8 protein-coding genes are annotated in these 11,844 nt (G+C 73.2%); 6 read left to right on the forward strand and 2 right to left on the reverse strand.

What is annotated here, in order from left to right; all coding sequences use genetic code 11:
• The first annotated feature begins 9 nt into the window (after nucleotides 1-9).
• Together prpB and OEB99_RS18145 are read left to right on the forward strand one after the other, a co-directional pair.
• The gene (gene prpB / locus OEB99_RS18140) at nucleotides 10-912 is read left to right on the forward strand and encodes a methylisocitrate lyase (protein ID WP_263578705.1); all 903 of its coding nucleotides are present in this window, start codon (nucleotides 10-12) and stop codon (nucleotides 910-912) included.
• An 86-nt stretch (nucleotides 913-998) separates the two neighbouring features.
• The gene (locus OEB99_RS18145) at nucleotides 999-2,174 is read left to right on the forward strand and encodes a bifunctional 2-methylcitrate synthase/citrate synthase (RefSeq protein WP_263578706.1); all 1,176 of its coding nucleotides are present in this window, start codon (nucleotides 999-1,001) and stop codon (nucleotides 2,172-2,174) included.
• 28 nt (nucleotides 2,175-2,202) lie between these two features.
• On the opposite strand, the gene OEB99_RS18150 is transcribed toward OEB99_RS18145, so the two are convergent.
• Entirely contained in the window at nucleotides 2,203-3,234 is a 1,032-nt protein-coding gene (locus OEB99_RS18150; RefSeq protein ID WP_263578707.1) for an SDR family oxidoreductase, read from the reverse strand.
• A gap of 162 nt (nucleotides 3,235-3,396) precedes the next feature.
• Here OEB99_RS18150 and OEB99_RS18155 point away from each other — a divergent pair, with 162 nt between their 5' ends.
• From OEB99_RS18155 to OEB99_RS19745, 3 genes are read left to right on the forward strand one after another with little or no spacing between them, the layout of a single operon-like run.
• A complete protein-coding gene (locus OEB99_RS18155) occupies nucleotides 3,397-5,187 on the forward strand; it encodes a glycoside hydrolase family 15 protein (RefSeq protein ID WP_263578708.1) in 1,791 nt (596 codons plus the stop codon).
• A gap of 54 nt (nucleotides 5,188-5,241) precedes the next feature.
• Complete coding sequence (malQ, locus tag OEB99_RS18160) at nucleotides 5,242-7,365, forward strand: 4-alpha-glucanotransferase (protein WP_263578709.1); 2,124 nt, start codon at nucleotides 5,242-5,244, stop codon at nucleotides 7,363-7,365.
• On the forward strand, nucleotides 7,362-8,432 hold the full coding sequence (locus OEB99_RS19745; RefSeq protein ID WP_318011437.1) for an AAA family ATPase: 1,071 nt from the start codon (nucleotides 7,362-7,364) through the stop codon (nucleotides 8,430-8,432). Before malQ ends, OEB99_RS19745 begins: the two co-directional genes overlap by 4 nt.
• 18 nt (nucleotides 8,433-8,450) lie before the next feature.
• Here OEB99_RS19745 and pepN read toward each other — a convergent pair whose 3' ends face one another.
• Nucleotides 8,451-11,012 carry an aminopeptidase N gene (gene pepN / locus OEB99_RS18170; protein WP_263578710.1) on the reverse strand — a complete coding sequence of 854 codons (2,562 nt, stop codon included), beginning with the start codon at nucleotides 11,010-11,012 and terminating at the stop codon, nucleotides 8,451-8,453.
• A gap of 151 nt (nucleotides 11,013-11,163) precedes the next feature.
• On the opposite strand from pepN, the gene OEB99_RS18175 reads away from it, so the two are divergent.
• Nucleotides 11,164-11,766, forward strand: a complete 603-nt coding sequence (locus OEB99_RS18175; RefSeq protein ID WP_263578711.1) for a mycothiol-dependent nitroreductase Rv2466c family protein — start codon at nucleotides 11,164-11,166, stop codon at nucleotides 11,764-11,766.
• Nucleotides 11,767-11,844 lie beyond the last annotated feature (78 nt).

The raw sequence follows: 11,844 nt of genomic DNA on the forward strand, positions 1-11,844 counted from the left end.
GGGATCGGGATGCTCTACGCCACCTCGACGCCGGCGGACAAGCGCCGTGCCTTTCGCGCCAGGCTCGCGACCGGTGAGCTGCTCCGGGTGCCGGGTGCCTTCAACCCGCTGTCCGCCCGGCTCATCGAGCAGAAGGGGTTCGACGGCGTCTACGTCTCCGGCGCCGTGCTCTCCGCGGACCTCGGCCTGCCCGACATCGGCCTGACGACGCTCACCGAGGTCGCCGGCCGGGCCAAGCAGATCGCCCGCACCACCGAGCTCCCCGCGCTCGTCGACGCGGACACCGGCTTCGGCGAGCCGATGAACGTCGCCCGCACCGTCCAGGAGCTCGAGGACGCCGGCGTGGCCGGGATGCACATCGAGGACCAGGTGAACCCGAAGCGGTGCGGTCACCTGGACGGCAAGGAGGTGGTGGACCGGGAGACCGCACTGCGCCGGGTGCGCGCGGCGGTCGAGGCGAGGCGCGACCCCGACTTCCTGGTCATGGCGCGCACCGACATCCGCGGGGTCGAGGGCCTGGACGCCGCAGTCGACCGGGCCAAGGCGCTGGTCGACGCCGGGGCCGACGCGATCTTCCCCGAGGCGATGGCCACGCTGGCCGAGTTCGAGGCGGTGCGACGGGCCGTCGACGTGCCCGTGCTCGCGAACATGACGGAGTTCGGCAAGTCCGAGCTGTTCACCGTCGACCAGCTGCGCGACGTCGGCATCAACATCGTCATCTGGCCCGTCTCGCTGCTGCGCCTGGCGATGGGCGCCGCCGAGCGGGGCCTCGACTCGCTCGTGCGGGACGGGCACCTGGCCAACCGGCTGCCCGAGATGCAGCACCGCGCCGACCTGTACGAGCTCCTCGACTACGAGGGCTACAGCCGGTTCGACGGCGGTGTCTTCACCTTCACCGTCGCCAAGGACTGACCCGCTCCGGCACCGCCGAAGCGAACGATCCCGCCTCCACGACGTTCCGGCCACCACGAAGTTCCCGCCACCACGAAGGAGTGACGATGGGCGACACCACCGAGATCAGGAAGGGCCTCGCCGGCGTGACGGTGGACCACACCGCCGTGTCGAAGGTCAACGTCGAGACCAACTCGCTGCTGTACCGCGGCTACCCGGTGCAGGAGCTCGCCGCGATGCGGTCGTTCGAGGAGGTCGTGTACCTCCTGTGGCACGGCGACCTGCCGACGCCCGACCAGCTGAAGGACTTCGTCCGGCGCGAGCGTTCCCGGCGTGCGCTCGACCCGGACCTGGTGCGCATGCTCGACGCGCTGCGCGACGACGCGCACCCGATGGACGTCGTGCGGACCGCGGTGAGCGTGCTCGGCGCGGACGACCCGGACGCGTGGGACAGCGACCCCGAGGCGGTCCGGGAGAAGGCGCTCACCCTGTTCGCCAAGCTCCCGGCGGTGGTCGCCCACATCCAGCGGCACCGGCGGGGCCTGCCGAGCATCGAGCCGCGGCACGATCTCGGCTACGCCGCGAACTTCCTCTGGATGACGTTCGGCGAGGTGCCGTCCGAGGTCGTCCGGAAGGCGTTCGACGTGTCGATGACCCTCTACGCCGAGCACTCCTTCAACGCCTCGACCTTCACGGCCCGCGTGGTGACCTCGACGCTGTCGGACTACTACAGCGCCGTCGTGGCCGCGATCGGCGCGCTCAAGGGTCCGCTGCACGGCGGCGCGAACGAGGCGGTCATGCGCACCTTCGACGAGATCGGCTCGGCGGACAAGGTGGTGCCCTGGCTCGAGGACGCGCTCGCCCACAAGCGCAAGGTGATGGGCTTCGGGCACCGCGTCTACAAGCGGGGCGACTCGCGGGTCCCGACGATGAAGGCCGCGCTCGACACGCTCGTCGCGCACTTCGAGCGCCCCGACCTGGCCGACCTCTACACGACGCTGGAGTCGGAGTTCGTCACCCGCAAGGGCATCTACCCGAACCTCGACTACCCGTCGGGGCCCGCGTACCACCTGATCGGGTTCGACACCTCGGTGTTCACCCCGGTGTTCGTCGCCTCCCGGGTCGCGGGCTGGACGGCGCACATCCAGGAGCAGCTCGCGGACAACTCGCTGATCCGCCCGCTCAGCGCCTACAACGGCAAGCCCGAGCGGCACATCCGCGGGTACGTGCCCGACGCCGCCGCACTCGAGGCGATGAGCCGCCAGGAGGAGCTCGCGGGCTAGCTCACCCGACCCGCGAGGGCGTCGTCGCTCACCGTCGCCAGGTCAGCGCCTTCGCGAACGCGTCCCGGTCGCCCCAGACCATCGCGGCACCGGCAGCGGCGAGCGCGACCAGGTTCACGGCGCCGGCGACCAGCCATGGCGAGCTCGTGAACGACGCCTGCCAGGAGCGGTCGGTGGCCCGGGCGTCGAACTCGCCGTGCGAGCCGAGGTCGTGCTCGTCGTCGACCGGCGCGAACAGGTTCGACGGGCGGTCGGGGGAGACCGGGTCGGCGGTCTGCTGCGAGTCGTACCCGGTCAGGGCGAGGTAGCGGTCCAGCAGGCCGCCGGCGACCTTGTTGCCGAGCACCGTGGCGACCGTCGAGGAACCGACGTAGTACTCCCGGCGGCGCGGGTTCGCGGCCGCAGCGACGATCGCGCGGGCGGCGACCTCCGGCTGGAAGATCGGCGGCACCGGCTGCGGGTGGCGCGGCAGCCGGGAGAGCACCCAGCTGAACTGCGGCGTGTTCACCGCGGGCAGGTGGACCATGGTCACCCGCACGTTGCTGCCGTCGTGCATGAGCTCGGTGCGCAGCGACTCGGTGAACCCCACCATGGCGTGCTTGGCGCCGCAGTAGGCGCTCTGCAGCGGGATCCCGCGGTAGGCCAGCGCCGAGCCGACCTGGACGATCGTGCCGCGGTCGCGCGGCAGCATCCGGTCCAGCGCGGCGCGGGTCCCGTGCACGTAGCCGAGGTAGGTCACCTCGGTGGCCCGGACGAACTCCTCCGTGCTGACCTGCATGAACGGTGCGAAGACGCTGGAGAACGCGACGTTGATCCAGGTGTCGATCGGGCCGAGCTCGGCCTCGGCACGGTCCGCCGCCGAGGCGACCTGCGCGGCGTCGGCCACGTCGGTGGGCAGCACCAGGGCGGTCCCGCCGGCCTCCTCGACCTCGGCCGCCGCCGCGGCGAGGCCCGCCGCCCCGCGCGCGACCAGACCGATCGAGACACCGGGTCCGGCGAGCTCGCGTACGACGGCCCGGCCCACTCCGCCGCTGGCTCCGGTGACCACGATCACGGGCATGGCTGGTCCTCCTGTCGGTCGACGGTGGGGGTGCCGCGGCGCCGCGGCGGGCGGCGGCGCCGTCGTCGTGCGAGCGGTCGCCCCGTGTCTTTGACTGTAGGCAAGCTCCTGACGTGGGGCATCTGGAGGAGTCGGGCGCCGCGCGCCCAGGGAGGACCGGTGGTGGGGACACGGATCGAGGACTACGGGCTGATCGGCGACCTGCAGACCGCGGCGCTGATCGGTCGTGACGGTGGCGTCGACTGGCTGTGCCTGCCTCGCTTCGACTCGGCGGCCTGCTTCGCGGCGCTGCTCGACGACGAGGCCGCCGGGCGCTGGCGGCTGGCCCCCGCCGGTGCGCAGGTGTGCACCGCGCGCCGCTACCGCGGTGACTCGCTGGTGCTGGAGACCGACTGGGAGACCGACGTCGGTGCGGTCCGGGTGATCGACTTCATGCCGCCACGCGGCGAGGCCGCGGACCTCGTGCGGATCGTCGAGGGCCTGCGGGGCACCGTGACGATGCGCTCGACGCTGCGCCTGCGGTTCGACTACGGGCACGTGGTGCCCTGGCTCGACCTCGAGGACGGGCGGGCGACCGCTGTCGCGGGCCCGGACGCCACCGTCCTGTCGACGCCGGTGCCCCTCGAGCGCGACGACGGCGACCTTCTGGCGACCTTCGACGTCAGCGAAGGTGAGCGCGTCCCGATGGTGCTCACGCACTACCCGTCCTGGTCGTCGGTGCCCGCACCGGTCGACGCGGAGGACGCGCTGTGCGACACGGTGCGGTTCTGGGACGGCTGGATCGACCAGCTCAGCTACCAGGGGCGTTGGGCCGACCAGGTGCGCCGCTCGCTCGTCCTGCTCAAGGCACTGACCGACGACGTCACCGGCGGGATCATCGCCGCGGCCACCACGTCGCTGCCCGAGCGGCTCGGCGGCGCACGCAACTGGGACTACCGGTTCTCCTGGCTGCGCGACGCGTCGTTCACCCTGCAGGCCCTGCTCGGCACCGGCTACGTCGAGGAGGCGCGGGCCTGGCGGGCGTGGTTGCTTCGTGCCGTCGCCGGCGACCCCGCGGACCTGCAGATCATGTATGCGCTGGACGGCGCGCGGCGGATCCCGGAGACCGAGCTCGGCTGGCTGTCCGGCTACGAGGGGTCGGCGCCGGTCCGGGTCGGCAACGCGGCGTCCGACCAGCGCCAGCTCGACGTGTGGGGCGAGGTCCTCGAGGCCCTGCACCTGGCCCGGCGGGCCGGTGTGGGGACCACCGACGAGGGCTGGGCGGTGCAGCGTGCGCTGCTGGACCACCTGCGCGAGATCTGGCGTGAGCCGGACAACGGGCTGTGGGAGATGCGCGGGCCGCAGCGGCACTTCGTGCACTCGAAAGTGATGGCCTGGGTGGGCGTGGACCGGATGGTCAAGGCGGTCGAGGAGCACGGCCTGGACGGTCCGGTCGACGAATGGCGCACCCTGCGCGACGAGATCCACGCCGAGGTGTGCGAGCGGGGCTTCGACCCCGAGCGGGGCACCTTCACCCAGTTCTACGGGTCCCAAGGCCTGGACGCGGCCCTGCTGCTCATCCCGCAGGTCGGCTTCCTGCCCTGGGACGACCCGCGCGTGGTGGGCACGGTGGACGCGGTCGGGCGCGAGCTGCTGCGCGACGGGTTCGTGCTGCGCTACAGCACGGACGAGGGGTCCGAGGGCGACGGCCTGGAGGGGTCCGAGGGCGCGTTCCTGGCCTGCAACTTCTGGTACGCGGACGCGCTCTGGGAGACCGGGCGGACCGATGAGGCCGTCGAGCTGTTCGAGCGCCTGCTCACCCTCGCCAACGACCTCGGGCTGGTCTCCGAGGAGTACGACCCGAGCACGGGCCGCCAGCTCGGCAACACCCCGCAGGCGTTCAGCCATGTCGGTCTGGTCACCACGGCGCGGCGGCTGTCCGGGGAACCGACCGCGAAACGCGAGCACGCCTGACGAAGGCCCGAGTGGCGGGGTTCCCAGACCCGCGCGCTCTGGCAGGATCAGGGGGTGGGATTCGACGACGAGCGGCCTGAGGGCCTCACCGACGCTCTCCTCGAGCTCGCGAACCGCCATGGCGTGGTGCCCGACTTCTGGGGCTTCGACGGCACGCACCGGTGGGTCGCACCGGGGACCCTCGTCGGTGTGCTCGGCGCCCTGGGCGTCGATGCGTCGAGCCCGGAGCGGATCGCGGTCGAGCTCGGGCACGCGGAGGACGAGGTGTGGCGCCGTGGCGTGCCGCCCGTCCTCGTGCTGCGCGAGGGGCAGGGCGCCGAGGTCCCGGTGCACGTCGACGACGGCGCACCGGTGCAGGTGTGGATCGAGCTCGAGAGCAGCGGCGAGCGCCGCGAGCCCGCGCAGCTGGACCGCTACGTGCCGCCGCGCACCGTCGACGGGCGTGCCGTCGGCCGCGCGACCTTTGCGGTGCCGGACGACCTCCCGCTCGGCTGGCACCGTCTGGTCGCCGAGTCCAACGGCGCCAGGACGTCCGGCGCGCTGGTCGTCACGCCGCGTCGCCTGGAGCTCGTCGACGACCTCGACCAGCGGCGCGCGTGGGGCTTCATGGCCCAGCTGTACTCGGTGCGCTCGCCGCGGTCCTGGGGCCTGGGGGACCTGTCCGACCTCGCGGACCTCGCGTGGGGCTCGGGCCGCGCGGGGGCGGACTTCCTGCTGGTCAACCCGCTGCACGCCGGTGAGTGCGTGCCGCCGCTGACCCCCTCGCCCTACCTGCCGACCACGCGCCGGTTCGTGCACCCGCTGTACGTGCGGCCCGAGGACGTACCGGAGGTCGCGTACCTCCCGATCGCGGAGCGCTCGCTGGTCGAGTGGCAGGCCGAGGTCGCCCGGCCGCTGTCGGCCGACCCGGGCCCGATCGACCGGGATGCGGTGTGGGCCACGAAGAAGGTCGCGCTCGAGGTGATCCACGCGGCGCCCAGGTCGGCGGCCCGCCAGGCACGGTTCGAGCACTTCCGGACCGAGCAGGGCCGCGGCCTGGAGGACTTCGCCATGTGGTGCGCGCTGAGCGAGCGCTACGGCGAGGACTGGCCGGCCGACGCGTCGGACCGGACCTCGCCGCTCGTGCAGCAGCTCCGCGCCGAGCTCGCCGACCGGATCGACTTCTACTGCTGGCTGCAGTGGGTGGCCGACGAGCAGCTCGCCGAGGCGCAGCGGACCGCCCGGGAGGCGGGCATGCGGCTCGGCATCATGCACGACCTCGCGGTCGGCGTGCACCCGGAGGGCGCCGACGTCTGGGCGCTGCGCGACGTGCTGGCGACCGGGGCGTCCGTCGGCGCGCCGCCGGACATGTACAACCAGCAGGGCCAGGACTGGTCGCAGCCGCCGTGGCAGCCCGAGGCCCTCGCGCGGGCCGCCTACCGGCCGTTCCGGGACCTGCTGCGCACCGTGCTGCGTCACGCGGGTGCGATCCGGATCGACCACGTGATCGGCCTGTTCCGGCTGTGGTGGATCCCGGCCGGCAACAGTGCGCGCGACGGCGCGTACGTGCGCTACGACCACGAGGCGCTGATCGGCATCCTGTGCCTCGAGGCGCAGCGGGCCGGCGCGCTGGTGATCGGTGAGGACCTCGGCACGTTCGAGCCGTGGGTGCGCGACTACCTGTCCGACCGCGGCGTGCTGGGCACCTCGGTGCTCTGGTTCGAGTACGAGGACGGTGGCGTGATGCCGCCCGAGCACTACCGGCGCCTCGCCCTGGCCACCGTCACGACGCACGACCTGCCGCCGACCGCGGGGTACCTCGCCGGTGAGCACGTGGACCTGCGCCACCAGCTGGGGCTGCTGTCCGAACCGTTGGAGAAGGTCCGCGCGGATGCGCGTGCGGAACGTGACCGGATGGTCGACGTGCTGCGCGCGAGAGGCCTGGTCGGTGACGACCCGTCGGAGCGGGAGCTCGTCGAGGCCCTGCACCGTCTGGTGCTCGCCTCGCCCTCGGTGCTCGTCGGGGTCTCGCTGGCTGACGCGGTCGGCGAGCGTCGTACCCAGAACCAGCCTGGTACCGACCAGGAGTACCCGAACTGGCGCGTCCCCCTCGCCGACGCCGCCCAGACCCTCGTCTCGGTCGACGACCTGTTCGACAACGCCCGGCTGCGCTCCCTGGTCCGCGTGCTGCAGGCATGACGGCCGCTCCCCGCCGGGTGCGGGTGGTCGGGCTGCCGGGTTCCGGCAAGACCACGCTTGCCCGGGAGGCCGCGCACCGGCTGGGCGTCCCGCGCCTGGACCTGGACACGGTGATGCGCCTGCCGGGTGGCCGGGTCGCGGGACAGGCCGAGTACCGCGCCGCGGTGCGGTCCTTCCTGCAGACGCACACCGACGGCTGGGTGGTCGACGGTGACGACGTCGACCAGGTGGGCGTGCGCTACGACGACGCGGACCTCGTGATCTGGATCGACGTGTCGCGGGCCGTCGCCGTCGGCCGGGTCCTGCGGCGGGCGCTGCTCGACCTGCTCACCGACACGCGGGCGTGGCACGGCGGCCGGGAGACGTGGGGCCTGCTCGTCGGGCGCGGGCCGAGCGCCGACCTCGCCCGGTGGACGTGGCGCCGGCACGCCGAGCGCACCGCCCGCTACGCCGGACTCGCGGCGGCCGAGCCGGACCGGTGGGTGCGGGTGCCGTCGCGGGACTCACGCTGGTGGCTCGAGGCACGGCTGGCACCCCGGCCCCGCCGGGTCCGCGTGCTGGGTTCGAGCGGGGCGGGCAAGAGCACGTTCGGTGCCCGGCTCGCCGAGCGTCTCGGAGTGGCCTTCCTCGAGATCGACTCGGCCTATCACCTGCCGGGCTGGCAGCCGGCGACGCAGGAGCAGGTCGCCGCGACCCTGGGCGCGTTCCTCGACGGTCCCGGCCGCGACGGTTGGGTCATCGACGGCAACTATTCGAGCCTCACGGCGGTCGCGGCCCTCGAGCCCGACCTCGTCGTGTGGCTGGACACGCCGCGGGCCCGGCAGATGTCCCGCCTGGTGCGCCGCACGGTCGGCCGTGCGGCGCTGCGCCGCGAGCTGTGGAACGGCAACCGCGAACGCGCCCGGTCATGGCTGCGCCGGGAGCCGGAGGAGAACATCCTGCGCTGGGGCTGGGTGATGGGTCCCCGACAACGTGCGCAGTTCGCCCGGCTGATGGCAGGGGCCGACGTCCCCTGGCTCAGGCTGCGGACCCGCAGCCAGGTACGCCGCGCACTTCGGGCGCTGTGACCGGTGCCGCCCCGGCGGTCAGCCCTCGTCGCGGGCCTGCGCCACCAGGGCTCGGTGCACGCCGTCCCGGGACTCCTTGACCAGACGCAGCAGGGCCGGCGGAGCGTCCTGGTGCGCGGCCAGCCACGCGTCGGTGAGGGCGAGCACGTCCACCTCGCTGCCGGCGAGGCGGGTCGGGAACAGCCCGAGCACCACGTTCTGGGCGGTCTCGTTGGTGCGCTCGTGCCACACGTCGACCAGGGCGTCGAAGTACGGCTCGACCAGCGGCGCGAGCAGCCCGAGGTCGTGGGCTCGGCCGAAGCCCGCGATCGTCGAGGTCTGCAGCGCGTTGGCCAGGGCGGTGTCGTGCACAGCGGCCTCGAAGGCAGCGGCCTTGGCCTGTGCGGTCGGCACCGCGGCGCGTGCCGCGGCCGCGGCGCGCGCGCCCGTCGCGGTCCGGTCGGCGGCGAGCTGCGCGGCGATCTCGGCCTCGCCGGCGCGCCCGCCCGCGACGAGGGCGCTGAGCAGCTCCCAGCGCAGGTCGGTGTCGATGCCGAGCCCCTCCAGCGGGGCGGAGCCGTCGAGCAGCCCCTGGACGGCGTCGAGGTGTGCCGCGGTCGTGGCCCGGGCGGCGAACGAGCGCACCAGCTGCAGCTGCGTGTCGCTGTCCGGTGCCGCCTCGACGGCCAGGCACCACAGCGTGTCGGCCGCCGCCTGCGAGGTCTCGGCCCGCGCCGCGCGCGCGACGTACAGGTCGATCGTGGTGGCGAGCTGGCGCAGCAGCACCTGCACCACGCTCGAGTCGGACTCGTCCGCGACGTTGGCGAGCACGAGGTCCACGAAGCTGCGGGCCGGGACCTCGGCGTCACGCGTCATGTCCCAGGCGGCCCCCCAGATCAGGGTCCGCGGCAGCGAGTCGGCGAAGTCGCGCAGGTGCTCGGTCGCGGTGGCGAACGACGCGTCGTCCAGGCGGACCTTCGCGTAGGCCAGGTCCTCGTCGTTGACCAGCACGAGGTCCGGCCGGGCCCGGCCGACCAGGTCCGGCACCGGGGTCCGCGGGCCGTCCACGTCCAGCTCGGCGCGCGACGTGCGCGCGAACCGCGAGCCGTCGCCGTCCGGGACGAGGTCGTACGCCGCGACGACGAGCCGGTGCGGACGCTGCACGGGGTGGGCGTCGGGGATCTGCTGGACGATCTCGGCGTGGGTCACCACACCGTGGGCGTCGACGTCGACCACGGGCCGCAGCAGGGTGACGCCCGCCTCCTCGAGCCACAGCCGCGACCAGGAGGACAGGTCGCGTCCGCTCGTGGCCTCGAGCTCGGTCAGCAGGTCGTGCAGCTCGGTGTTGCCCCACGCGTGTCGCGCGAAGTACGCCTGCACGCCGGCGAAGAACTCCTTCTCGCCGACCCACGCGACCAGCTGCTTGAGCACCGAGGCGCCCTTGGCGTAGGTGATGCCGTCGAAGTTGACCTCGACGTCCTCGAGGTCGTGGATGTCGGCGACGATCGGGTGGGTCGAGGGCAGCTGGTCCTGGCGGTACGCCCAGGACTTCTCCAGCGAGGCGAACGTGGTCCACGCGGCGCTCCACCGGGTCACCTCGGCCGTGGCGAGGTGCGAGACGTACTCGGCGAACGACTCGTTCAACCACAGGTCGTCCCACCAGCGCATGGTCACGAGGTCGCCGAACCACATGTGCGCGAGCTCGTGCAGGATCGTCACGGCGCGCCGCTCGACGGTCGCCTCGGGCACCTTGGACCGGAAGACGTAGTTCTCCAGGAACGTCACCGCACCGGCGTTCTCCATCGCGCCGGCGTTGAACTCCGGCACGAAGATCTGGTCGTACTTCGCGAACGGGTACGCCATCGCGAACCGGGACTCGTAGAACTCGAAGCCGGCCTGCGTGACGGCCCGGATCTCGTCGGCGTCGAGGTGCTCGGCGAGCGAGCGCCGGCACAGCACGTCGGCGCCGAGGACCCGCCCGTCGGTGCTGGTCACGGTGCCCGGGTCGCGGTGGTACGGGCCCGCGACGATCGCGGTGACGTAGCTCGACAGGCGCGGTGTGGGCTCGAACACCCAGCGGGCGCTGCCGTCCGCGGCCGGCTCGGGCTCGGGCGTGGGGGAGTTGGACACCACGGTCCAGTGCTCGGGCGCCGTGACGGTGAACGCGAAGGTCGACTTGAGGTCGGGCTGCTCGAACACCGCGAACACCCGGCGGGAGTCGGCGACCTCGAACTGGGAGTAGAGGTAGACCTCGTCGTCGACCGGGTCGACGAACCGGTGCAGGCCCTCGCCGGTGTTCATGTAGGCGCAGTCGGCGACCACGCGCAGCTCGTTCTCGGCCGTCAGGCCGTCCAGCGCGATCCGCGAGTCCGCGAACACCGCCGCCGGGTCGAGCGACCGGCCGTTGAGCACGACCTCGTGCACGGCGGGTGCGATCAGGTCGATGAAGGTCGAGAACCCCTCGGGGGCGCCGAAGCGGACCACCGTGGTGGAGCGGAACGTCGTGGGCCCGGTCGTCAGGTCGAGGTCGACGCCGTAGCTCGAGACCGAGAGGACGGCGCGGGTACGCGCCTCGTCGCGGGTGAGGTTCTGACCGGGCACGGTGGTGCTCCTTCGCAAGGGATGGCTCGGCGCATCCTTTCACGACGTGCCCGAAGGTTCCGCCGTGCGCGACGTACCGCGTGGACGCACCGTGCAGGATCGGCGTCGGCACGGCACAGTGGACCGGCGCACCGTCGAGAGGAGACCGTCCATGACCACCGCGGCCGAGGCCGACGTCTGGTTCGACCCGATGTGCCCGTGGGCGTGGATGACGACCCGCTGGATGACCGAGGTGGAGCGCTCCGGCGTGCCGGTGCGCTGGCACGTGATGAGCCTCGCGCTGCTGAACGAGCACCGCGACGTCGACGAGCGGCACCGTCGGTTCCTGGACCGCGCCTGGGCGCCGGTGCGGGTGGTCACCGCGGCACGCGTGGAGCACGGCGAGACGGCGGTCAAGCCGCTGTACGACGCGATCGGCACGCGCGTGCACCCCGAGGGGCGCAAGGACCTCGACGCGGTGCTCGCCGAGGCGCTCGCCGAGGTCGGGCTGCCCGCCCGGCTGGCCGAGGCCGCCAGGTCGGACGCGTACGACGACGCGTTGCGCGCCTCCCACGCGCGGGCGGTCGCGCTGGTCGGCGACGACGTCGGGACGCCGGTCGTGGCGATCGACGGCGTGGGCTACTTCGGCCCCGTGGTGACCCCGGCGCCGACCGGTGACGACGCCCTGCGGCTGTGGGACGGGCTGGTCGCGATGACCCGGCTGCCCGGCTTCTACGAGCTCAAGCGCACCCGCACCGAGGGCCCGTCGTTCTGAGCATCGCCGCGCCGCCCCGGGGGGGCGGCCCGGCCCCGCCCCCGACGATGCCGTGCGGACGGCGGGCCGATGGACGAC

The organism is Actinotalea endophytica, assembly GCF_025717005.1.
Taxonomy (GTDB): domain Bacteria; phylum Actinomycetota; class Actinomycetes; order Actinomycetales; family Cellulomonadaceae; genus Actinotalea.

Excerpts from the sequence above, each read along its gene's own strand:
- prpB (WP_263578705.1), top strand. The coding sequence starts at position 10 with ATGCTCTACGCCACCTCGACGCCGGCGGACAAGCGCCGTGCCTTTCGC.
- OEB99_RS18145 (WP_263578706.1), top strand. The coding sequence starts at position 999 with ATGGGCGACACCACCGAGATCAGGAAGGGCCTCGCCGGCGTGACGGTG.
- OEB99_RS18150 (WP_263578707.1), bottom strand. The coding sequence starts at position 3,234 with ATGCCCGTGATCGTGGTCACCGGAGCCAGCGGCGGAGTGGGCCGGGCC.
- OEB99_RS19745 (WP_318011437.1), top strand. The coding sequence starts at position 7,362 with ATGACGGCCGCTCCCCGCCGGGTGCGGGTGGTCGGGCTGCCGGGTTCC.
- OEB99_RS18175 (WP_263578711.1), top strand. The coding sequence starts at position 11,164 with ATGACCACCGCGGCCGAGGCCGACGTCTGGTTCGACCCGATGTGCCCG.